At 66.5% G+C, this 21,428-nt stretch carries 18 protein-coding genes and 2 pseudogenes; 16 read left to right on the top strand and 4 right to left on the bottom strand.

What is annotated here, in order from left to right:
• The first annotated feature begins 2 nt into the window (after positions 1-2).
• From efeO to AB4Y73_RS11685, 5 genes are all read left to right on the top strand, one after another.
• The gene (gene efeO / locus AB4Y73_RS11705) at positions 3-1,184 is read left to right on the top strand and encodes an iron uptake system protein EfeO (RefSeq protein WP_441871686.1); all 1,182 of its coding nucleotides are present in this window, start codon (positions 3-5) and stop codon (positions 1,182-1,184) included.
• Positions 1,181-2,608: an iron uptake transporter deferrochelatase/peroxidase subunit gene (gene efeB, locus AB4Y73_RS11700; protein ID WP_441871684.1), complete on the top strand. Its 1,428-nt coding sequence runs from the start codon at positions 1,181-1,183 to the stop codon at positions 2,606-2,608. The genes efeO and efeB overlap by 4 nt, the downstream gene beginning before the upstream one ends.
• 224 nt (positions 2,609-2,832) lie before the next feature.
• On the top strand, positions 2,833-3,891 hold the full coding sequence (locus AB4Y73_RS11695; protein WP_441871682.1) for an iron ABC transporter substrate-binding protein: 1,059 nt from the start codon (positions 2,833-2,835) through the stop codon (positions 3,889-3,891).
• 4 nt (positions 3,892-3,895) lie between these two features.
• Entirely contained in the window at positions 3,896-5,488 is a 1,593-nt protein-coding gene (locus AB4Y73_RS11690; protein WP_441871680.1) for an ABC transporter permease, read from the top strand.
• Positions 5,485-6,642 carry an ABC transporter ATP-binding protein gene (locus AB4Y73_RS11685; protein WP_441871678.1) on the top strand — a complete coding sequence of 386 codons (1,158 nt, stop codon included), beginning with the start codon at positions 5,485-5,487 and terminating at the stop codon, positions 6,640-6,642. The genes AB4Y73_RS11690 and AB4Y73_RS11685 overlap by 4 nt, the downstream gene beginning before the upstream one ends.
• A 67-nt stretch (positions 6,643-6,709) precedes the next feature.
• Here AB4Y73_RS11685 and AB4Y73_RS11680 read toward each other — a convergent pair whose 3' ends face one another.
• Positions 6,710-7,315, bottom strand: coding sequence for a YdeI/OmpD-associated family protein (locus tag AB4Y73_RS11680; RefSeq protein WP_441871677.1), 606 nt, complete (start codon positions 7,313-7,315; stop codon positions 6,710-6,712).
• An 82-nt stretch (positions 7,316-7,397) separates the two neighbouring features.
• Between AB4Y73_RS11680 and AB4Y73_RS11675 the strand changes: the two genes are divergently transcribed.
• The 6 genes and pseudogenes from AB4Y73_RS11675 (at position 7,398) to AB4Y73_RS11650 (ending at position 12,835) form a co-directional block, all read left to right on the top strand.
• Complete coding sequence (locus AB4Y73_RS11675; RefSeq protein WP_441871675.1) at positions 7,398-8,153, top strand: VOC family protein; 756 nt, start codon at positions 7,398-7,400, stop codon at positions 8,151-8,153.
• 83 nt (positions 8,154-8,236) lie between these two features.
• Positions 8,237-8,776, top strand: a complete 540-nt coding sequence (locus AB4Y73_RS11670) for an NUDIX hydrolase family protein (protein ID WP_164202427.1) — start codon at positions 8,237-8,239, stop codon at positions 8,774-8,776.
• A gap of 87 nt (positions 8,777-8,863) precedes the next feature.
• The gene (locus AB4Y73_RS11665; protein WP_441871673.1) at positions 8,864-9,925 is read left to right on the top strand and encodes a DUF6707 family protein; all 1,062 of its coding nucleotides are present in this window, start codon (positions 8,864-8,866) and stop codon (positions 9,923-9,925) included.
• Between the two features lie 91 nt (positions 9,926-10,016).
• A pseudogene (locus tag AB4Y73_RS11660) lies at positions 10,017-10,691 on the top strand (SRPBCC domain-containing protein); the annotation flags it as partial.
• Positions 10,692-10,769: 78 nt separating this feature from the next.
• Positions 10,770-12,050, top strand: a complete 1,281-nt coding sequence (tgt, locus tag AB4Y73_RS11655) for a tRNA guanosine(34) transglycosylase Tgt (RefSeq protein ID WP_441871721.1) — start codon at positions 10,770-10,772, stop codon at positions 12,048-12,050.
• Positions 12,051-12,085: 35 nt separating this feature from the next.
• Complete coding sequence (locus tag AB4Y73_RS11650) at positions 12,086-12,835, top strand: dienelactone hydrolase family protein (RefSeq protein WP_441871671.1); 750 nt, start codon at positions 12,086-12,088, stop codon at positions 12,833-12,835.
• 176 nt (positions 12,836-13,011) lie between these two features.
• Here the strand turns inward: AB4Y73_RS11650 and AB4Y73_RS11645 are convergent, their stop codons facing one another.
• Positions 13,012-13,755 (bottom strand): queuosine precursor transporter, encoded by a 744-nt coding sequence (locus AB4Y73_RS11645; protein ID WP_441871669.1) that lies wholly within the window; start codon positions 13,753-13,755, stop codon positions 13,012-13,014.
• 178 nt (positions 13,756-13,933) lie between these two features.
• Here AB4Y73_RS11645 and AB4Y73_RS11640 point away from each other — a divergent pair, with 178 nt between their 5' ends.
• The 4 genes and pseudogenes from AB4Y73_RS11640 to AB4Y73_RS11625 all read left to right on the top strand — a co-directional run bounded on the left by AB4Y73_RS11640 (position 13,934) and on the right by AB4Y73_RS11625 (position 17,914).
• A complete protein-coding gene (locus tag AB4Y73_RS11640) occupies positions 13,934-14,590 on the top strand; it encodes a TetR/AcrR family transcriptional regulator (RefSeq protein ID WP_441871667.1) in 657 nt (218 codons plus the stop codon).
• 29 nt (positions 14,591-14,619) lie between these two features.
• The gene (locus AB4Y73_RS11635; RefSeq protein ID WP_441871665.1) at positions 14,620-15,537 is read left to right on the top strand and encodes a TIGR01777 family oxidoreductase; all 918 of its coding nucleotides are present in this window, start codon (positions 14,620-14,622) and stop codon (positions 15,535-15,537) included.
• A 289-nt stretch (positions 15,538-15,826) separates the two neighbouring features.
• Positions 15,827-16,998 (top strand): annotated as a pseudogene (gene rsgA, locus AB4Y73_RS11630) (ribosome small subunit-dependent GTPase A).
• Between the two features lie 31 nt (positions 16,999-17,029).
• On the top strand, positions 17,030-17,914 hold the full coding sequence (locus AB4Y73_RS11625; protein WP_441871663.1) for a hydroxymethylpyrimidine/phosphomethylpyrimidine kinase: 885 nt from the start codon (positions 17,030-17,032) through the stop codon (positions 17,912-17,914).
• Between the two features lie 246 nt (positions 17,915-18,160).
• Here the strand turns inward: AB4Y73_RS11625 and AB4Y73_RS11620 are convergent, their stop codons facing one another.
• Positions 18,161-19,147 (bottom strand): serpin family protein, encoded by a 987-nt coding sequence (locus tag AB4Y73_RS11620; protein WP_441871661.1) that lies wholly within the window; start codon positions 19,145-19,147, stop codon positions 18,161-18,163.
• Between the two features lie 45 nt (positions 19,148-19,192).
• On the opposite strand from AB4Y73_RS11620, the gene AB4Y73_RS11615 reads away from it, so the two are divergent.
• The gene (locus AB4Y73_RS11615) at positions 19,193-19,315 is read left to right on the top strand and encodes a hypothetical protein (protein ID WP_441871659.1); all 123 of its coding nucleotides are present in this window, start codon (positions 19,193-19,195) and stop codon (positions 19,313-19,315) included.
• A gap of 320 nt (positions 19,316-19,635) precedes the next feature.
• Here the strand turns inward: AB4Y73_RS11615 and AB4Y73_RS11610 are convergent, their stop codons facing one another.
• Positions 19,636-21,384 carry a pyruvate dehydrogenase gene (locus AB4Y73_RS11610; protein WP_441871657.1) on the bottom strand — a complete coding sequence of 583 codons (1,749 nt, stop codon included), beginning with the start codon at positions 21,382-21,384 and terminating at the stop codon, positions 19,636-19,638.
• Between the last annotated feature and the right edge of the window lie 44 nt (positions 21,385-21,428).

The raw sequence follows: 21,428 nt of genomic DNA, 5'->3' as shown, positions 1-21,428 counted from the left end.
CCATGCCTCACTTCCCCCTGCCCAATTTCCCGAAGCGGACATCCAGCTACGCTGCCCTGCTGGCCGCCGCTTTCCTGCCGCTGACCCTGGCCGCCTGCACCGACAACAACGCGGCAGCGGCCACCGGACCCATCAAGGTCTCCAGCACGGCCGATGCCTGCACGCTGTCCACCCAGACTGCCAAGAGCGGCAACATCACCTTCGCCATCCAGAACGACGGCAACCAAGTCACCGAGTTCTACCTGCTGGCGGCGGACGGGCTGAGGATCGTCGCCGAAGTCGAAAACATCGGCCCCGGCCTGACCCGCAACCTCGTGGTGACGGCGCCGGCGAGCACCTACACCACGGCGTGCAAGCCGGGCATGCAGGGCGATGGCATCCGCGCCGGTTTCGAGGTCACCGAGTCCGGCGACACGCCCGCCGGGGACACCAACATCAAGGCACTCACGGACCAGGGAACCGCCCAGTACGTCTCCTACGTCAAGGACCAGACCGAGCAGCTTCTTGCCGGCACCAAGGAATTCGCCACCGCCTATGCCGCCGGAGACGCCGCCAAGGCCCGTGGCCTCTACGCCGCAACCCGGATGCACTGGGAGCGGATCGAACCCGTGGCCGAATCCTTCGGCGACCTCGACCCGAGGCTGGACGCCCGCGAAGCCGACCTGGCACCGGGCGAGGAATGGACCGGCTGGCACCGGGCCGAGAAGGACCTCTTCCCGCCGGCAGGCTTCCCCGCCCTGACCGCTCCAGAACGCCAAGCACTGGCAGCGCAGTTGGTAGCGGACACCGAGGACCTCGCCGCACGCACGCGGACAGTTGAGCTGACGGCGGACAAGCTGGGCAACGGAGCCAAGGAACTCCTCGACGAGGTGGCCACCGGCAAGGTCACCGGCGAGGAAGAGATCTGGTCCCACACCGACCTTTGGGACTTCCAGGCCAACGTTGACGGCGCCCGGATCGCGTTCGAGAATCTCCGGCCCGTCTTGGACCAGAAGAACCCGGAACTCGCCTCGTCCCTGGACGCGAAGTTCGCCGCCCTCCAGGCCGAGCTGAAGCAGCACGCCCGCGGCGAAGGATTTGTGTCCTACAACGAGCTAAGCCCGGACCAGGTCCAGAAGCTCGCCGCCCTGGTTGACGCCCTCGGCGAGCCGCTGTCCCACCTCACCGCGGCTGTGGTGCTGTGACGGGCTGCCCGTTCGGGAACGGCGCGCACGACGCCGGCGCGGCGGCTTCCGCTGCTCCGGCAGCTTCTGCGTCGGTCACCCACGCCCCTGCCGTCCATGCCGCCCCTGCCGCCATTGCCGCAGCGACGCCCAGTCAGGAGGCACCGCCGTCGCGCCTGTCGCGGCGCGGGCTCCTGTCCCTTGCCGGCGCCGGAGGTGCCGGTGCCCTCGCCGGCCTCGCCACCGGGCTCCTCAGCCATGACACTCTGGCCGCCGTCGCCGCTCCGGCACCGGCAGGATCAGGCGATATTGTGCCGTTTCACGGGGCCATCCAGGCCGGTATCACCACTGCCGCGCAGGACCGCCTGCACATGGCCGCCTTCGACGTCATCACCGAGGACCGCGCCGCCCTCATCAAGCTCCTGAAGGACTGGACGGCCGCGGCCGAGGCGATGACCCAGGGCCGGGAAACAGGCAAAACCGGGGCGGTGAACGGCCCGTACGACGCGCCGCCTGAGGACACCGGCGAGGCCCTGGGCCTGAGCGCCGGAAAGCTCACCGTGACGTTCGGTTTCGGGGCAGGGCTCTTCGAGAAGGACGGCACGGCACGCTTTGGCCTAGCCGGCCGGCGCCCCGAAGCCCTGATCGACCTGCCTCATTTCCCGGGCGATGACCTGCAGCCCAACCGCAGTGGCGGCGACATCATCGTCCAAGCCTGCGCCGACGATCCGCAGGTGGCTGTCCACGCCATCCGCAACCTGGCCCGGATCGGATCCGGCAGGGTACGCGTCCGCTGGTCCCAGCTCGGATTCGGCCGCACCTCCTCCACGTCCCGGGACCAGCAGACCCCACGGAACCTGTTCGGCTTCAAGGATGGAACCAACAACCTTAAGGCGGAAGACACCTCGCAGCTTCAGGACCACGTCTGGGCCGGGGCAGGCTCACGCCCCGAAGAGGCCTGGATGCAGGGCGGCAGCTACCTGGTGGCACGCCGGATCCGGATGCACATTGAGATCTGGGACCGCACATCGCTGCGGGAGCAGGAACAGCTGATCGGGCGGACCAAGTCCGAGGGCGCGCCGCTCTCCGGCGGCAAGGAATTCACCGCGCCGGATTTCGCCATCCACGGAAGGGGCGGCGAGCCCCTGATCGGCATGGATTCACACGTCCGGCTCGCCCACCCGGACCAGAACGGCGGCGTCCGGATGCTCCGCCGCGGCTACAACTACACCGACGGCTCGGACGGACTGGGACACCTCGATGCCGGGCTTTTCTTCATCGCCTTCGTCAAAGATCCGCGCACCCATTACGTACCCATGCAGCTGGCTATGGCAAAGCAGGACGCGCTGGCCCTGGAGTACCTCAAGCACACGGGTTCCGCTTTGGCCGCTGTGCCGCCGGGCATCCGGCCGGGTGGGTTCGTTGGGGAAGGCCTTTTCACCTGATGGACGGCTTGGCGTGCCGGACACGGCTGCTCGTGCCGCCGCGCGCCAGTGAAGTAATTAGGTCACGCAATACTTTCGTAATGCATGTGATCCTCATCACTTAAGGCCTTTGGCGCTTGGAGTCTTAGGTTTGGCTAACCTACAGTTTCTCGAGTGGCCACCGTTCCCCGGGCTCGCAAGACACCCCGGGTCCACAGACTTTTTTCACCAGAAAGTAGCCTTCAATGAAGATCCGCAACAGCGCCCTGGCGGGCATCGCAATCGCCGCCACCGCAGCCCTCGGACTGACCGCCTGCGGCGGCTCCACCACCCCCGCCGCCACCGGCTCAGCTTCCGGCTCTGCCGGTGCCGTCTCCGGCGAAATCACGGTGTACAACGCCCAGCACGAAAGCCTGACCCAGGAATGGGTCGACGCTTTCACGGCTGAGACCGGCGTCAAGGTCACCATGCGCCAGGGCGACGATACCGAGATGTCCAACCAGATCATCCAGGAAGGCCAGGCCTCCCCGGCTGACGTCTTCCTTACGGAAAACTCACCCGCCATGGCGCAGGTGGAAAACGCTGGCCTCTTCGCGGACGTGGATCAGGCCACTGTGGACCAGGTCCCCTCCCAATTCCGTCCGTCCACCAACAAGTGGACCGGCATTGCCGCCCGTTCCACCGTCCTGGTCTACGACAAGAGCAAGATCAGCGAGGACAAGCTACCCAAGTCCATGCTGGACCTGGCCAAGCCGGAGTGGAAGGGCAAGTGGGCCGCGTCACCGTCCGGCGCAGACTTCCAGGCGATCGTCGCCGCCCTGCTTGAACTCAAGGGCGAAACGGCCACCCAGGAGTGGCTGAAGGGCATGAAGGACAACTACAAGTCCTACAAGGGCAACAGCACCGCTATGAAGGCCGTCAACGCCGGGGAAGTCGATGCGGCGCTGATCTACCACTATTACTACTACGGCGACCAGGCCAAGACCGGCGAGAACTCGAAGAATGTCACGCCGTACTACTTCAAGAACCAGGACCCGGGCGCGTTTCTCTCGGTCTCCGGTGGCGGTGTTCTGAAGACCTCCAAGAATGCAGCGGCGGCGCAGGCTTTCCTGAAGTTCATCACCGGCAAGAAGGGCCAGGAGGTCCTCAAGAACGGCACCTCATTCGAGTACGCCATCGCCTCTGACGTGGCCTCCAACGAAAAGCTGGTTCCCATCAAGGAACTGCAGGCCCCCACTGTGGACCCTGCCAAGCTGAACTCCCAGAAGGTCACCGAACTGATGAACGCGGCAGGACTACTGTAATTCCGTGACTTCTGACCTATCGGCTCCCCCGTCCGTGGAGAGCACGACGACGGCGGGCCGGGGCAAGAGCCCCCGCCCGCCTCTCGGCGTTTCCACTGTGTCCATCCTGGCCGTGCTGATCGCCTTGTTTTCACTCATCCCGCTCGGATACGTCGTCTACATGACGGTGGCAACCGGGTGGAGCACCGCCGTCGAACTCATCTTCCGGCCGAGGGTAGGCGAACTGCTGCTCAACACTGTGCTCCTCATGGTGTGCACCGTCCCGCTCAGCATCATCCTGGGCGTCGGGGGCGCCTGGCTGGTGGAACGGACCCACCTTCGCGGCCACAAGATCTGGGCCGTGCTGCTGGCTGCCCCGCTGGCCATCCCGGCGTTTGTGAACAGCTACGCGTGGGTGTCGGCTGTCCCGTCCCTCGCCGGACTCGGCTCCGGCATCCTGATCGCCACGCTCTCCTATTTTCCGCTCGTGTACATCCCGGCCGCCGCCACCCTGAGCCGCCTTGACCCTGCCATTGAACAGTCCGCCGCCGCGCTGGGCCTCGGCAACTGGCGCGTGTTTTTCCGGGTGGTTCTTCCACAGCTGCGCATCGCCATGACCGGCGGAGCGCTGCTGGTGGCCCTCCACCTGCTTGCCGAATACGGCGCCTTCGCCATGATCCGCTTCGACACGTTCACCACCGCCATCATGGTCCAGTACCGGTCCACCTTCAACGGCACGGCCGGGAACATGCTGGCAAGCGTCCTGGTGTTTTTCTGCCTGATCCTGTTGGTGGTCGAAGCCCGCGGCCGCGGTACGGCCCGTTACGCCCGCATCGGCTCCGGGGCCCAGGCGAGGGCGCTGCGCTTGCCGCTGCACGCCTACCAATTACCGGCCCAAGTGGCTCTCGTTGCCCTGACCGCACTGGCCTTGGGGCTCCCGTTGTTCTTTGTCCTGCGCTGGATTGCCGCGGGCGGCTCAGCTGTCTGGACGGCCGACGAATTCGTTCCGGCGCTCCTTGCCACGCTGGGTTACGGCTTGGCCGGCGCCGTGGTGACCACCGCCGTCGCGTTCCCCATGGCCTTCCTTGCCGTACGCCGCCCCAACTGGTTCAGTAAATCCCTTGAGCTCTCGAATTACGTCACCAGTTCCCTGCCGGGGATCGTAGTGGGCCTGGCCTTCGTGACCGTCAGCATCCGGCTGTTTCCCGGGGTCTATCAGACCGCGGGACTGCTGGTGGCGGCCTACGTCCTGCTGTTCCTGCCGCGGGCGCTTGTCAACCTCCGCGCCGGCCTGTCCCAGGCCCCCAAGGAACTGGAAGAATCGGCCCAGGCACTGGGCAAACCGCCCCTGGTGGCCTTCATCCGGGTAACGCTGCGGCTCAGCGCCCCGGCTGCTGCGGGGGGTGCCGCCCTGGTGTTCCTGGCCATCGCCAACGAACTGACCGCCACGCTCCTGCTCTCGCCGAACGGGACCCGGACACTCGCCACCGAGTTCTGGAGCAAGAGCAGCGAGATCGACTACGCCGGCGCCGCCCCATACGCCCTGCTGATGATCCTGCTGTCAGCGCCCATGACCTACCTTCTCTTCCAGCAGTCCAAGAAAGTGGCCGGCCAGTGACCGAACAATCCCCCTCCAGGCTTCCGGAACCCCGGATCGCCGCGTCCGTTGCGCCTTCCACCAACAGCCATCTGGAGATCACGGACGTCACCAAAAACTTCGGCCCGCAAGCCGTCCTCAAAGGCGTCAACCTGTCCGTGGCCAAGGGCGGCACCACCGCGATCGTGGGTCCGTCCGGCTCCGGGAAAACCACCCTCCTGCGGCTGATCGCCGGCTTTGAACACCCCGCCACCGGCAGCATCTCGCTCGGCGGCACAAAGGTGGCGGGCGACGGCGTATGGGTGCCCGCGCACAAGCGCCACGTGGGGTATGTGGCACAGGACGGGGCACTTTTCCCGCACCTGACCGTGGGGCAGAACATCGCCTTCGGCCTGGATACTGCAAAGCTGCCCGGAGGCCGTGGGGCGGTTGCGGACCGGATCAGCCAACTGTTGGACATGGTTTCCCTCCCCCCCGAAATGGCCAAGCGCCGCCCTCACCAGCTCTCCGGCGGACAGCAGCAGCGAGTGGCACTGGCCCGGGCGCTGGCCCGCGAACCGGAACTGATGTTGCTGGACGAGCCCTTTTCCGCACTCGACGCAGGCCTGCGCGTGGCCACCCGCCGGACCGTGGCCAAGGTCCTCAATGATGCCGGCGTCACCACCATCCTGGTCACCCACGACCAGGCGGAGGCCCTGTCCTTCGCGGATCAGGTGGCCGTAATGCGCGGCGGCAAGCTGGCGCAGATCGGCAACCCGTTCGTGGTGTACACCCGCCCCGCAGACCGCGCCACGGCAGAATTCCTGGGCGACGCCGTCATCCTCGACGCCTGGATGGAAGGCTCCCTGGGCACGTGTTCGTTGGGCGCAATTCCGGTCCGCAGGCCGCCATCACAGGGACGCGTGCAACTGATGTTGCGGCCCGAACAGATTCGCATCGCGGAGGACGGCCCCATCCGCGGCACCGTGGTGGACACCGACTACTTTGGTCCCGAAACCACCGTACGGCTCAAACTCGCGGTGCCCCCGGAGCTGGCCAACGGCACCGACCACCGCTACCCCGGCGGCGGCGAGGTCATCACCATCCGGCACTGGAACGCGTCCATTGCCCGGCCGGGCATGGAGCTCTGCCTGCGGGTGGTTGGCGAGGCCGTGGCGTTCCCCATGGAGGACTGACCCCAACTCCCCCAACTGACTGGCAGTTAACGCACCCAAAGCGCGTCTATAGTGCGTTATCTGCTACTCAGTTGGGCGGGGCGGCGGGTTTTCTTTTCTGCGGGTACGGCGCCTCACCGCGGGCCAGCATTTCCACAAACCCGGCGATCTTCCGTTCCCGGGTAGCCGCCTGCTTCACCGAGTTCGTCCGGTAAATCAGGGCATACCGGTTTACGGACGTGAGGACATCGAACATGGCCTGGGCATCGGGGCGGGCCGCGATCGCAGCGGCCAGATCGGGCGGAACTTCCGCCGCTGCCTGGCCCGAATAGGCTACCTCCCAGCGGCCGTCAGCCTTGGCGCTTTCGACGGCGGCCCGCCCGGCGTCCGTCATCTTGCCGGCAGCTTCCAGCCGGGCAATATGCCCCACATTCCTGGCCGACCAGACGCTCTTGGGGCCGCGGCGGGTCATCCGCTGGCTGTAGCTCTCGGCGTCGCGCTTTATCACCTGGCCATCAATCCACCCAAAGCAGAGCGCCTCATCGAGCGCCGCGTCATAATCGAGCTCCGTGACGCCCCCGCCCTTCTTGTGGAGGACAAGCCACACCCCCGGGCTGTCGCGGTGGTTGGCTTCCAGCCACGTCCGCCACGCCGCCGCATCCCGCACCAGCAATTCCTCAAGTTCTATCGCCATTGCCCCATTCTGCACGGTGCCAGCGGTTTCAAGAGGTGGCATGATGGCGGTAGTTTCGCTGTCCCTAATTTAGGAGAAACCCATGCTGCGTGTCAGGCCCGTCCACTTCACCTCCCGCCCGGACAAGTGGGAAGAACTTCTGGCTGCCTTGGGCCTGGTCAAGACAGTTGATCAGGGCCCGTGGCGGGAGTTCGACGCCGGCTCCGGGCGGCTCGCCCTGCACACCACGGCGGAGGGACAGGACGGCGACGGCACCACGGCACTGGGTGTCGAAGTGGGCGACCTGGCCGAGTTTGCCCGGCGCACCGGCCTGGCCGCCGAGGAGACCGGGAAGACCACCGCGGAACTCATCACGGCGGACCACGGCGAGTCGTGCCGCATCACCGGCGCTGACGGCTTCACCTTCCTGGCGGACAAGGCCGCCCACGGCGCAAACTGCGCTGACGCCGACCCTGCCCTGACCGTCGTCGGCGTCTGGTTCACCGCAGATCCGGGCGCGGCTACCATGACGCTGCAGGACATCGGGGCCAGGTTCCGTCCCGTCCCGGACGCCGACGAAACCGCGGACTTCACCGCCAAGAACGGCGGCGTGCTGATGGTACGCCCGGCTTCGGGCGGCCCGCGCTCAGGCTTGGGATTCGAGTACGACGGCGAACTGGGCACCTTGCGCGCCCGGCTCACCGCGGCCGGCCTGGAGGTCAGCGAAACGGAGGAAGCCTTCGGCCGGACCCTGCACGTGGCAAACCCGGACGCAGCCGGCGCGGCAACCACCGCCCCGGGTCCCCATCCCGCCCAGCATGTCCCGTCTACTCTCTGGATCGCTCAGCGGCCCAGCTAAACATCTCGGCCTCAGAAGCGCCGCTTTACGCTGAGAGCACACCCTCGCCGACCGGCACGCGTCCGATGGGGTAGAACTTAACCATGAATGTTCGCACTCCTGACCCCAATCCCGGCTGGCTCTCCGAGGAAGACCTCTTCGAAGCCCGTGGGAGGCTTCCCATGATCTATGTGGAGGCCGTTCCGGTCAGGCTGGATCCCCTGGGGTTCGTGAACGAGGTTGGCACGCTGCTGCAGGCCGATGAAGACGGCAACATGATCAGGTCGCTGGTGTCAGGCCGGGTGATCTACCGGGAGACCATCCGCGGCGCGCTCCTGCGCCACATGGAGAAGGACCTGGGCCCGCTCGCGTTTCCGCAGCTCCCCATCAGCCCGGTGCCGTTCACCGTGGCCGAGTATTTCCCTGCGCCGTCCCACACCGGCTTTACCGACGACCGCCAACACGCCGTGTCCCTGGCCTACGTCATCCCTGTCACCGGCGAATGCGAACCCCGCCAGGATGCCCTGGAACTGACCTGGATGACCCCCGAAGAAGTGCTTAGCCCCGGCGTCCAGCTCGAATTCAGCGGCGGCCGCGGCGCACTGGTCCGCCAGGCACTGGCCTTCGCGGGAGTGGGTTTCTGACGCCGGCGGAAACCCCGGCGTCCCGGATTTGGCGTGCCCTGCTTTGTAGACTGTAGGGCGGACCGCAAGAGAATTTAAGGACCCCCCATGACCGAAACCCCAGCCGCACGGCACTACAGCGAACAGCAGGCTGGATCTCTGACTTCCGGCGATCAGCTTCTCCTTCCCGACGGCGGGCGGATCGCCGAAATCCAGCGAGTCGAGCTTGAATCCGACGATTTCGGCACCCCTGCGGTGGTCCTGGCGAACCTCACCGGCGGCGGCACCATCAGGATCGCGGCGGGCTCCACCGTAAGAATCCTGGACCCTGATGCCAGCAACGCCGCCGTTGAGGCAGCGCCCGACGGCGTCACTAGGCTTCCCGGGGCAGCGCCCCAGGACGCAGCTCCCGAAGAGGAAGCAGCTGACGCGCGCGGCGACGAACAGCCCGGAAAGCAGCCCCCGGCGGCCGGGACTGCAGCAACGGCAGCACCCGCCGTCGTCGTGCCTCCCCCGCCTGCCATCCCGCCCGCGGTGAGTGGTCCCTCGGCGGAAGAACTCGCGCTGATCCCCGCGCCGGCGGGCACACCGGAGGCTGTGGTGGAGGCTGCCGCCGAAGCCCACCCGGACGCCGTGGGTGTGCTGCTGCTGGCGGACAAACTCGCGAAGGGCATCAACTTCAAGTCCGGCAGCTGCCTGAAGGACCTCAGCGACCTCGCCCACGAACTGTTCATCACGCTCAAGGACCCTGACGGGGCACTGGCGGTCGCGGACCTGCTCAACGTCCTGCCCTTCGACGGCAACCCGGGCCGGTGGGCCTCAGTGGAGGCGTCCTTGGCGCTGTCCAGCTACATCTGCCGCGAGGACCGGCAGGAAGACCGCGCCGAGGTCTACGAAAAGCTGCTGCGCACGCCGGAGAACCAGGAAACGGACCCCTTCAAGGCGCGCATGAACGCCAAAGTGCGCCAGCGTTCCCTCAACGAACCCAACCTGTACGACAAAGAGATTTTCCGCTCGATCGACAACTCCAATCACGAGGCCGAGCGGGAGTGGCGGCTGCTGCGTCTGGAGTCGCTGCTTTTCCTGCGGGCCCACGGCGGGTCCGAAACGATTGGCCTCGGCGAACTGCAGCGCCGCATCAGCAACGAACTCGAGGCCGTCAGGGCCTGACCCGTCAGGGCATATGCTGTCCGCCGCCGGACTGTCCGGATGGGGAATTACCCCCTACCCGGGGCTGCGCCGGAGTTGTACATTCGGGGCTATGACGAACAATCTGAGCGTAGTGATGAATGCTGATGCGCCGCAGGTCTGGACCATGCTGCGCGAACCCGCCAAGGTGGCCCAGTGGCACGGCTGGGAGACCGACGAACTGGCGGAGGAAATCAACCAGATCTACTTTGGCGAGGACGTCGTCGAAGCCCCGGACCATACGAGCCTGACAGCCAACGGCGGAGACGTTTTTGACCTCAAACCGGTCTCCGGCGGAACACAGGTCAGCATCACCCGGGCAGCCCTGGACCACAACTCCGAATGGGCGGCGTGGGACGAGGACATCACCCAGGGCTGGCTGACATTCCTCCAGCAGCTCCGTTTCGCGCTGGAACACCACCCGCACGGCAAACGGCACACGCTGTTCTTCGAATTGCCGGGCGGGAAGGGGGCGGCGATCGAGAAGCTGGGGCTGTCCGATGTGCCCAAACCCGGCGAGCCGTACCAGCTGACCCTGGCCACCGGGGAGGAGATCGCCGGGAAAGTCTGGTTCCGCAGCAATCACCAGGTGGGGCTCACCGTCCACGGCTACGCCGAGCACGGGGACGGCCTGCTGATCGTGGCGGACCAGCCTGTCATCGAGGACGTCAGGCCCGACGGCGGCGCCATAGTGATCGCCTCGACCTACGACCTGGGTGCCCACAAACTGGACTCCATCCGCTCCTCGGTGCCAGCAAACCCCGCCTCCGCCCTGCCCGCTGACTCGCCCTCCACTGACTCCGTTGCCCCCGCTGGCACGTCCGTGATGGGGCAGTCCGCCGCTGCGCAGTCCCAGTTCTCCTTCACCGTAGGCACCCGCCTGGCCGATAGCTGCGCGCCGTCGGCCGGCCAGCTCGCTGAGAACGGCGGCAAGTTCCTGGGCCGCACCGGCACCATCACCACCCCGCACGGTGAGATCCAGACGCCGGCCTTTATCGCCGTCGGGACCAAAGCCACGGTCAAATCGGTGCTGCCGGAATCCATGGCGGAGCTCGGGGCGCAGGCACTCCTGGCCAACGCCTACCACCTTTACCTCCAGCCAGGCGCGGACATCCTGGACGAGGCCGGCGGCCTGGGCGCATTCATGAACTGGTCAGGGCCCACCTTCACGGACTCCGGCGGGTTCCAGGTGATGAGCCTGGGCTCCGGGTTCAAGAAGGTCATCGACATGAAGTCCGTTGCCGCCGCGGGCGCGCCCGGCCCCGACGACGCTGTCGCCCCCGGCAAGGAACGCCTCGCGCACATCGACGACGACGGTGTCTGGTTCAAGAGCCATCTGAACGGCGACCGCCACCGGTTCTCCCCCGAGATCTCCATGCAGGTCCAGCACCAGATCGGCGCGGACATCATGTTCGCGTTCGACGAACTGACCACCCTGCAGAACTCCCGCGGTTACCAGGAGGAATCGCTGGAGCGCACCCGGCTGTGGGCCCTGCGCTGCCTGGACGAGCACTTCCGGCTGACCACCGAACGGGAGGGGAAGCCGTACCAGGCCCTGTTCGGTGTGATCCAGGGCGCCCAGTATGAGGACCTGCGCCGGAAGGCCTGCCGGGACCTCGGGGCGATGAACTTCGACGGCTTCGGGATCGGCGGGGCCCTGGAGAAGGAGAACCTGGGCACGATCGTGCGCTGGTGCAACGAGGAACTGCCGGAAAACAAGCCCCGCCACCTGCTGGGCATCTCCGAGCCGGACGACATCTTCACGGCCATCGAGAACGGCGCGGACACCTTCGACTGCGTCTCCCCCACGCGTGTGGCCCGCAACTCGGCGTTCTACCACCCCACCGGCCGGTACAACCTCTCCGGCGCCAAGTACAAACGCGACTTCGGCCCGCTGCAGGAAGGCTGCGACTGCTACGCGTGCCTGAACTATTCGCGCGCCTACATCCACCACCTGTTCAAGGCCAAGGAAATGGTCTCCGCCACGCTGATCTCCATCCACAACGAGCGCTTTGTGGTGAAGATGGTGGACGATGCCCGGCTGGCCATCGAGGCCGGAACCTTCTTCGAGTTCAAGGCCGAGACCCTGGCACAGTACTATTCCTGAGCGCTGATCCCGGTTGCCTCCGCTATCCTGACCAAATGCTCATTGAGATCACGGCCGCAGCAGGCCCTGCCGAAGCCCTTGTCGTCCGTCCGTCCACCGGCGCGGGCCCGTTCCCGGGCGTCATCCTGTACATGGACGCCTTCGGTCTGCGTCCCCGCATCGAGGAGATGGCGCAGCGCGTCGCCGACTGGGGCTATGTGGTCCTGGCGCCGAATGTTTTCTACCGGGACGGGACGGCCGCAGAACTCGCGCCGAAAGTGGACATGACCACTCCGGAGGGCCGCAATGCTGCCGGCAAGGCAGCGTTCCCGCGGGTCGGGCACCTCACCACCGACAAGGCGCTGCCGGACATTGATGCCTGGGTTAAGGCGTTGACAGCGCTCGACGGCGTCGCGCCCGGTCCGATCGGGACGTTCGGCTACTGCATGGGTGCCCGGCTGGCGGTGCGCACCGCCACCTCCCACCCCGAGGTCGTTGCGGCGTGCGGCGGCTTCCACGGCGGCGGCCTCGCGACCGACGGCGCGGACAGCCCGCACCTGGGGCTCTCCAGCGCCACGGCTCAGTTCGTTTTCGGTCATGCCGACCATGACCAGAGCATGGATTCCGACGCCGTCGCGCGTCTGGGCGCCGCGCTGGACGCCGCCGGCCTCAAGGCTTCCAACGAGATCTTTGCCGGAGCGCCGCACGGCTACACCATGGCGGACACGTCCATGTTCCACGCCGAGGCCACAGAGCGGCACTTCACCGAACTCCGCGCCCTCCTCGACGGGACGCTGAAGGGCTGAGCCGGACTTCCGGAGACGGCTGCGCCACAAAGGGCTGCAGGCGGCTTAGGGGCGGTCAGCCGTCATCACCGCCTGATGCCGCACCCCATCGGTTGCTCCGTAACCGCCTTTTGAAGGCTCAGAACGGCGGTTACGGAGCAATGAATGCAGCTGGAAGGTACGACGACGGGCGGCAGCTACGTCGCGACGGTCCCGGCAGCCTTCGGCGCGCCGTAGCTCGGTTCGCGCTTCTTGATCCAGCCGATCACCAGGGACGTCACCGGGACGAACAGGAACTCCACGAGGGTCTTGTAGACAAAGCCCACCACGACGTAGTTCACGAACATACCGAAGTCCGTGATGCCGATGACGGAGGCGGCGATGCTGCAGAAGATCAAGGTGTCCACGAACTCGCCGGCGCCCGAGGAACCCATGAGCCGCGCCCACAGGGACTTCTCGCCGGTGCGGGCCTTCATCCTCACCAGGATCCAGGAGTTGATGGTCTGCCCGGCCAGGAACGCGAGCAGTGAGGCCAGCACAATCTGCGGGACCGGGCCGAGGGCACCCTCTAGGGCCGCCTGCTTGCTTGAGCCGAACTCGTCGTCGAAGCCGGGCAGGGCGATAATCACCCAGTAGCAGATCGAGGCGAACACGGAGAGGGCAAACGTGGTGAAAATGGCCTTGCGCGCCACTTTGAAGCCGTAGACCTCGCTGATCACATCGCCCAGGATGTAGGCCAGCGGGAAGAGGAAGAAGCCGCCGTCGGTGATGATCGGTCCGATCGCCACTCCCTTGGACGCGCCGATGTTGGACAGGATCAGCACCACGGCCATGAAGGCCAGCAAGATGCCGAAGTAGGGAGATCCGATGGAGGCGAATTTCGCGGCAGTGGGCGCCGGTTTGGCGATAGGTAAGGCCTCGGGGCCTGAGAAGGAGGGCATGGGGGTGTCCGTTCATAGTGGTTCGCTCGGTCTTCCGGCGCCATCCGAAGATTGGCCGCGGGACCGGCTGTATTAGCACTGTCACGCCATTCTCCCATCCAAAGCACCGCCGACCATTTTTGAACACGTTCAGTTCGGGCTACACTAGTTTCTGAACACGTTCAAAAAAGGGGAATCAGTGGCAGCCAAGAGCGAGCAGACCCGGCAACACCTGGCGGACGTCGCGTTGCGCATGTTCCGCGAGATTGGCTTTGAGAAGACCACCATGCGGGCCATCGCGGCGGAGGCCGGCGTCTCGGTGGGCAACGCGTACTACTACTTCGCCTCCAAGGACGATCTGGTCCAGGAGCTCTACGTCCAGGTGCAGGCCGAGCATGCGGCCAAGGCGAACGAGGCCCTCGAAGGCCTGACGGACCTGGCCAGCCGGCTGAAGGCCACGCTGCATGCCGGCCTGGACGTTATGGCGCCCTACCACCGCTTTGGCGCCGAGTTCGTGGCCACGGCCATCCGGCCGACGTCGCCAGTCAACCCCTTCGCGGGAGAGTCGACGGCGGCCCGCGAAGCATCGCTGGGAATCTTCCGTGCAGCGGTGGAGGGTGCCCGCCCGCCGGCGCCGAAGAAGCTCCGCGCGGATCTGCCCGACCTGCTGTGGCTGGGCTACATGGGCATCGCCCTGTTCTGGGTGTACGACACCTCGCAGGGCCAGCGCCGGACCAGGAAATTGGTGGACGGAGCCGTCCCCCTGATCGCCCGGGGACTTTCGCTCGCCAAGATTCCGGGCGTCAACAAGGTACTGGACGATGTCCTCAGCCTGAGTCGCAGCATCCGCGACTGAACACAGTGGAGGAACAAATGGGGGAACAAATGACCAAGACCAACACCGTGGTGCTCGCCGGAGCCTCAGGCTTCATCGGCAGGTATCTCCGGGACCGCTTCGAGCGGGACGGCTGGACGGTGCGCACCATCGGGCGCGGCGTCGTCGCAGAGTCGGCGGCCGCCGCAGGCTGGAACGACGACGGCGCCATCGCCCGTGTGCTGGACGGCGCCGATCTTCTGGTGAACCTCGCCGGACGGTCGGTCCACTGCCGCTACAACGCGCGGAACAAGGCGGCAATCCTCGATTCCCGCGTCGCCACCACCGCGGCGCTTGGCCGGGCGCTGGCACTGTGCCAGGCGCCGCCGTCGTGCTGGATCAACGCCAGCACCGGCACCATCTACCGGCACGCGCACGACCGGCCCCAAACAGAGTCGTCCGGCGAACTCGGCAGCGGCTTTTCCGTGGACGTGGCGCGCGCCTGGGAGGCCGCCCTGGCCGGAGCGGACACACCAGGCACGCGGAAGATTCCGCTGCGGATCGCCATCGTCCTGGGCCCGGGCGGCGGTGCGCTGCGGCCCTTCGCGATGCTGGCCCGCCTCGGCCTCGGCGGGCACATGGGTCCCGGCAACCAGAAGTTCAGCTGGATCCACATGGAAGACCTGTACCGCGCCGTCCGTTTCCTGCACGCTCGAACCGACATTTCCGGCCCGGTGAACGTCGCGTCTCCTGATGTTGTGGATAACCGTGACCTGATGCGCCTGGTCCGGCGGGCCTATGGAGCCAGGCTGGGCATCCCCACGCCGGCGTGGCTGCTCCGTCTGGGGGCAGTCCTGATCCGCACCGAAACCGAACTGGTGCTGAAGAGCCGGTGGGTACAGCCGCAAAAGCTGATCGACGCCGGGTTCATCTTTCGGCAGCCCGAGTTGGGACGCGCGCTGCTCACGATCGCCAAGGGAAAACCATGAACCTCGTGACGTTCGGCCCCGGCAACCGCCCGGCGAAAGCCATAGCGAAAGCCTCGTGCGGAAGTTAGAGTGGGAACCGGTCCGGTAGTTGAGTCGACGGACCAGAGCTGGAAGGGAGGTGTTTTTGATGATTGCCATTGCCGTGCGCCCTCGGCGCCTCAAGACCATCAAATTAACCACCCCCGTCTCCAGCTTCCGTACCGCGTAGGCACTGCCCGCGGAATGCCGCACCCTCGGGCCACTGCCCGGGAGTGCCCGGTGCAAGGGGGCTTTTTCCCGAGGTATCACAGTGAAAAATTCTTCAGGCCCCGGCCTGGCCAGTCTTGTTACGCCCACGTCCTGCAGCGCCGGCCCAACCCTTTATGGCTACAACGCAGTGGTCGCACGGCACTTCAACGAAAACCCCTCACCTGCCAGTAGCGCAGACAAACCCTGCGAGCCCGGCCGGGTGGTGCGCGTTGACCGCAGCCTGGTTCTGGTGGCTGTGGGCGTGGAGCTCCTGCACCTTCCCTACCCGCTTGATGCCGGCGTGCCGGTTACAGGCGACTGGGTTTGGATCGGACCCAACCGCGCGGGTGACCGCCAGATTCTCGCTGTACTGCCCCGGCGTTCCGAGCTCAGCCGGAAGCGGGCGTTCGAGGACTCCTCCGCCGCCCAGGTCCTGGCGGCCAACATGGACATGATCGGCGTCGTGGTTCCGGTTGACCGGCCGCTCACGCATAACCGGCTCGAACGGACGCTCGTCGCCGCCTGGGATTCCGGCGCCGTTCCGCTGGTGATTATCACCAAGGCGGACCTGGCACACGTGGCAGACGACGTCGTCGGGAAGGTCATCCTGCAGGCTGCAGGTGTTGACGTGGTCACCACGTCCGCCGAGAACGGGGACGGGATCGATAACCTGCTGGCACATCTGCCGCCGCGCAGCACCCTTGTCCTGCTGGGGCCCTCCGGCGCAGGTAAATCCACCCTGATCAACGCCCTGGTTGGCCATAACGTGCAGCACACAGGCGACGTCCGCTCCGGTGACTTCAGGGGGGCAAGCACACCACCACCTCACGGGAGCTTGTGCCGCTGGCGGACGGCACTGTCCTCATGGACACGCCCGGCGTCCGCGGGTTCGGGCTGTTCGACGCCGACGACGGGATGGAGCAGATGTTCGGGGATGTGGAGGAACTCGCCGGCCTCTGCCGGTTTTCCGATTGCGCTCATCAGCAGGAACCCGGCTGCGCCGTGCAGGCGGCCCTCTCGGACGACACGCTCGAGGACCGGCGCTGGAACAACTACCGGAAACTCCAACGCGAACTGGCCGCGCTGGCCCGCCGCAAGGACGCCGCAGCCAGCCGCGCCTACCACCGGGAGCGGCACCAAAAAGTGGTCGGCGGCGGGAAATCCCCGCGTTCTGCAGAACGTGCCAGATCAGGGCGGGAGGAGGAACAGCGGTCAAGACGGAAGCGGCACTGAGCCAACCGGCGCCGGATGGCAGGATGGAACCATGACTTTTGCTTCAACTGCCGCCCAGTCCCCCGCCGTTGCTCCCGCCGTCGTCCTGACGATCGCGGGTTCCGAAGCCACGGGCGGGGCCGGCGCCCAGGCAGACCTGAAGACGTTCCAGGAACTTGGCGTCTTTGGCATCGCCAACCTGACCTGCATCGTCTCCTTCGACCCGAAGGACAGCTGGAACCACCGGTTTGTGCCGGTGGACCAGCAGGTGATCGCCGACCAACTGGAGGCCACGACGGCGGCCTACGGTACGGCGCCGGGCGACGCCGCGGGCTCCCCTTCGGAGACCGGCCGGCCGGTCCTGGACACCGTGAAGATCGGCATGCTCGGGAGCCCGGCCACCATCGGAACCGTGGCAAACGCCTTGCAAGCCGGCGGGTTCCGCAACGTGGTGCTGGACCCGGTTCTGATCTGCAAGGGCCAGGAGCCCGGCCATGCGCTGGACACCGACCAGGCCCTGAAGGCGCAGATCCTGCCGCTTGCCACGTTCGTCACGCCCAACCACTTCGAAGCGGAATCGCTGTCCGGACTGGTGATCACCGACGTCGAATCCCTGAAAGCCGCAGCCATCCGCATCCACGAGCTCAGCGGCGCCGCGGTGCTCGCGAAGGGCGGGGTGCGGCTGGCGGGGCCGGACGCCGTCGACGTTTACTACGACGGCGAGACCCTCGAAGTCCTCAGCGCGCCGAAGGTGGGCGAGGTGGCCGTGTCCGGTGCCGGCTGCTCGCTGGCCGCGGCGGTGACGGCCGAACTGGCCAAGGGCGCCATGCCGCTCGAGGCCGCCCGGACAGCCAAGGACTTCGTCACCGCCGGGATCCAGAACCGGGTTGCCTCCGGCGCGCCCTTCGACGCCCTCTGGCAGGGCGGCCCCCGCTAACTCCCCGGGGCCACCCACCCAACACCCCGCCCACCAACCCCCGGGCCCCCTACCCACCCCGGACGCTCTCTCACTTAACGCGGGTTTTCCGACGACGCTCTCTCACTTTCTTTAGGAAAGTGAGAGAGCGTCGGGATTTTTCCGCCCTTAAGTGAGAGAGCGTCCGAGGGGGAGGGACGACGTCGGGCGGGAGCCCTGGGGGTCCCCGTTCGCCGGGTTACTCCGCGGCCCTACCGGATAGCGCTGCTAGGAGCGCGGGTCAGCCACCGTTCCCATAAACAAGGGCAGGCCGGTTTCAACGTGCACGATCTGGTAGTGGAACGGCCGGTCGAAGTTGATGGTCCGCTCTGGCGGCGGCGGTACGCTGGTCGCCATTCCGTTGATCTGGGTTACAGCGGCCGCGACGGTGCCCTTTTCGGCGACCGTGATGTTGGCTGCCTGGGCGGCCTGGGTGATCATCATCTGCGGCTGGATGTTGTTGAAGTCCTCCGTGGTGTTGAGCATCTTCTGTAGGCCCAGCGATTCGAAGACCTTGCGCAGGTCAAAGCTGGACTTGTGGTCCCAGCGGGGCAGTTGGATCTGGACTGACGCGGGCCTTGCAGCATCAAAGGCGTCGGCGATTTCGGTTAGCTTTCCAGCGCCGAAAGCCGCAGAGGCGGGGCGGGCCGCGGAACCAGCCGCGTCCTCGGGCAGCACCAGGCGCATCACAAAACCGTCGGCGTAGGGAAGGTCCACCCCCTGCCAGCCAGCGCCTTCCGCATACTTCATGAGGAGTTCGTTATGCATGGCCGGCGCTTCGATTTCCTCGCCGGCGGCTGTTGTGAAGGGCAGGTCGGAGGTGGCGTTCGGGTCGAACGGGGCGCGCCACGCGGAGGCGAAGTACAGGGAATTAAGCAGGCTGAACGTGTTGTGGGGGTCGTACTTTGCCGGGGCTTCCTTGATCCGGCCGCCGGTGTTCCGGTTCACCCAGGCATCAATGGCGGGCTTCGTTGCTCCCTCATCGCTGAAATCCACGGGATACACGCCGGTTCCGTAATACCGGGCCAGAGTCTGCAGGAAGGGCTTCCCGGTGGGCACGCCCTTGTCCACAAATAGTCCGTTGGCGGCGTGCATGACCGGCTTTCGCGGCGGGTTGTCCTCATCCACTGAGCCGGGCTCGCCGTCGAACTTCTCGAGCGAGCCGAGGACCGCGTTGATGGCCTCATCGCGGTCCTCCGCAGGGAATTGCAGCACCCTGTCCATCTCGGCAGCCGTCGCTCCAGACGCACGGCCCGCAGCATGACGAGGGCAATCAGCAGGCTCCCGGGCGAGGACACCACGTTCCCGGCGGAGCCGTCGCCGCCGTCGGTCAGCAGCGCCTCGCCGAGGACGAAAGCGGAAGCCCGGAAGGAGCGCACCTGAGCGGCGTACGCTGCCTGGTCCACCGAGACCCGCTCGACGCCGTCGGCCGTCAAGAGTTCCGGCGGCGCCGCAGCCGGGTTCGGAGCCCCGCACCCTGCCACCGCCAGCACAGCGCCAAGCGCCATCATCCGCTGCATACGAAACACTTCAGTTGCCTCCCCCGGCGCACAAGGGCGGGAATCCGCCTCTCCCAGTCAAACAGCGACGGCGGCGCGAGACGATGCCGGCAGGGTCACGCTTTGCACTCGATTTGGTCTCGTGCAGTGCATCGGCGCGGGCCGCGCCCCTCGCGCGGGAAAGCGGAACCGCGGACCGCCAGCCTAACGCCGCGGAATGTTCCGCAGGTTGCTCCTGGCCATGCTGACTGCCTCGCCCGCACCACGGTTCAACACCACTTTGGACATGGCCGTGGCGAACCCGAGCACCTGCGTGCCGGAGACCTTCGGCGGTAGCGAGAGCGCCTGCGGATCAGTGATGAGCTCAACCAGCGAGGGGCCGGGATGGGCGAACGCCGCACGGTAGGCTCCTTCGATCTGCGCAGGATCGGTGACCCGCACGGCGTGGAAGCCCAAGGCCCGGGCGACGGCGGCGTAATCGGCGTCGGGCACATCCACCCCAAAATCAGGCAGCCCGTCCACCAGCATCTCAAGTTTGACCATGCCCAGCGTGGAGTTGTTGAACACCACCACGTTGACCGGGAGTTTGTGCGCGGCCACCGTGATGAGTTCGCCGAGTAGCATCGACAGCCCGCCGTCGCCCGATACCGAGACCACTTGTCGCCCTGGATAGGCCAGCTGGGCGCCGATGGCGTGCGGCAGGGCGTTGGCCATGGAGCCATGCAGGTAGGAACCGATCAGCCGGCGGGTGCCCAGCGGGTTGATGTAGCGGGCCGTCCAGACGTTGCACATCCCGGTGTCCGCGGTGAAGATGGCATCCTCGGCGGCAACCTGGTCCAGCAGGGACGCCGCATATTCCGGGTGGATGGGCTGCTTCTTCTCCACTTTGCGGGTGTAGGCGCGGACGGATTTGTTCATCAGCCTGTCGTGCTTCTTCAGCATCTGGTCAAGGAACCGGCGGCTCTTTTTCGGCTTCACCAAGGGCATCAGCGCGGCGAGGGTGGGCAGCACGTCACCGTGGACAGCGATGTCGACGTCGGTCCGCCGGCCCAGCCTGTGGGCCGCCCGGTCCACCTGGGCGGTGCGGGTTTCCGGCAGGAACTGGTCATAGGGAAAGTCGGTGCCCAACAGGATGAGCAGGTCCGCGTCCTCAATCCCTTCGGCAGCGGCGCCGTAGCCCAGCAGGCCGGTCATCCCGATGTCGAAGGGGTTGTTGTACTGGACGAAGTCCTTGCCGCGGAGCGAGTGGCCGATCGGCGCGTTGATCAGTTCCGCAAGCGCAATCAGTTCGTCGTGGGCGCCCTTCACGCCGGCTCCGGCGAAGATCGCCACTTTCCCGGCCTCGTTGATCGCATCGGCCAACTCCTGCACACTGGCCGGGTCAGGCGTGAGCGTCGCCCGCCGGAACGTGGCCGGCAGCGGCGTCGCTGCGGTCGCTTCCAGGCCAGCGATATCGCCGGGAAGGGTTACGACGGCGACTCCCCCGAGGCCGAGTGCGTGCTGGATGGCGCTGTGCACCACGCGCGGCGCCTGCTCGGCGGTGCTCACCATTTCCGAGTAGACGGAGCATTCGTTGAAGAGCCGGTCCGGATGGGTTTCCTGGAAAAAGCTGCTGCCGATCTGCTTGCTGGGAATGTGCGAGGCGATGGCAAGCACGGGTGCTCCCGACCGGTTCGCGTCGTACAGGCCGTTGATCAGGTGCAGGTTGCCGGGCCCGCAGGATCCCGCGCAGACTGCGAGTTTACCCGTCAGCTGGGCCTCGGCCGCGGCCGCGAAGGCGGCCGCTTCCTCGTGCCGGACATGGACCCAGTCGATCCCGCCTGCCTTGGAGCCGCCCGTTTGCCGGACGGCATCGACAATCGGGTTCAGGCTGTCGCCCACAATCCCGTAGATCCGCTGCACTCCGGCAGCCTGGAGCTGTTCGATGAGCTGGTTGGCGAGTTCCTTGGCCATGAGTGCACACTCCCGCGATCAGGTTGATGAGCCGACAGGGCCAA

It is taken from the genome of Pseudarthrobacter sp. TAF60_1, assembly GCF_052113505.1.
Taxonomy (GTDB): domain Bacteria; phylum Actinomycetota; class Actinomycetes; order Actinomycetales; family Micrococcaceae; genus Arthrobacter.
Note: the sequence above shows the minus strand (reverse complement) of the source record. Positions and strands in the feature narration are given on the sequence as shown.

Coding starts and splice junctions, on each gene's coding strand:
- efeO (WP_441871686.1), top strand. CDS start 3: ATGCCTCACTTCCCCCTGCCCAATTTCCCGAAGCGGACATCCAGCTAC.
- AB4Y73_RS11695 (WP_441871682.1), top strand. CDS start 2,833: ATGAAGATCCGCAACAGCGCCCTGGCGGGCATCGCAATCGCCGCCACC.
- AB4Y73_RS11680 (WP_441871677.1), bottom strand. CDS start 7,315: ATGGCGATAGAACTTGAGGAATTGCTGGTGCGGGATGCGGCGGCGTGG.
- AB4Y73_RS11675 (WP_441871675.1), top strand. CDS start 7,398: ATGCTGCGTGTCAGGCCCGTCCACTTCACCTCCCGCCCGGACAAGTGG.
- AB4Y73_RS11670 (WP_164202427.1), top strand. CDS start 8,237: ATGAATGTTCGCACTCCTGACCCCAATCCCGGCTGGCTCTCCGAGGAA.
- AB4Y73_RS11665 (WP_441871673.1), top strand. CDS start 8,864: ATGACCGAAACCCCAGCCGCACGGCACTACAGCGAACAGCAGGCTGGA.
- tgt (WP_441871721.1), top strand. CDS start 10,770: ATGGGGCAGTCCGCCGCTGCGCAGTCCCAGTTCTCCTTCACCGTAGGC.
- AB4Y73_RS11650 (WP_441871671.1), top strand. CDS start 12,086: ATGCTCATTGAGATCACGGCCGCAGCAGGCCCTGCCGAAGCCCTTGTC.
- AB4Y73_RS11645 (WP_441871669.1), bottom strand. CDS start 13,755: ATGCCCTCCTTCTCAGGCCCCGAGGCCTTACCTATCGCCAAACCGGCG.
- AB4Y73_RS11635 (WP_441871665.1), top strand. CDS start 14,620: ATGACCAAGACCAACACCGTGGTGCTCGCCGGAGCCTCAGGCTTCATC.
- AB4Y73_RS11625 (WP_441871663.1), top strand. CDS start 17,030: ATGACTTTTGCTTCAACTGCCGCCCAGTCCCCCGCCGTTGCTCCCGCC.
- AB4Y73_RS11615 (WP_441871659.1), top strand. CDS start 19,193: ATGACGAGGGCAATCAGCAGGCTCCCGGGCGAGGACACCACGTTCCCG.
- AB4Y73_RS11610 (WP_441871657.1), bottom strand. CDS start 21,384: ATGGCCAAGGAACTCGCCAACCAGCTCATCGAACAGCTCCAGGCTGCC.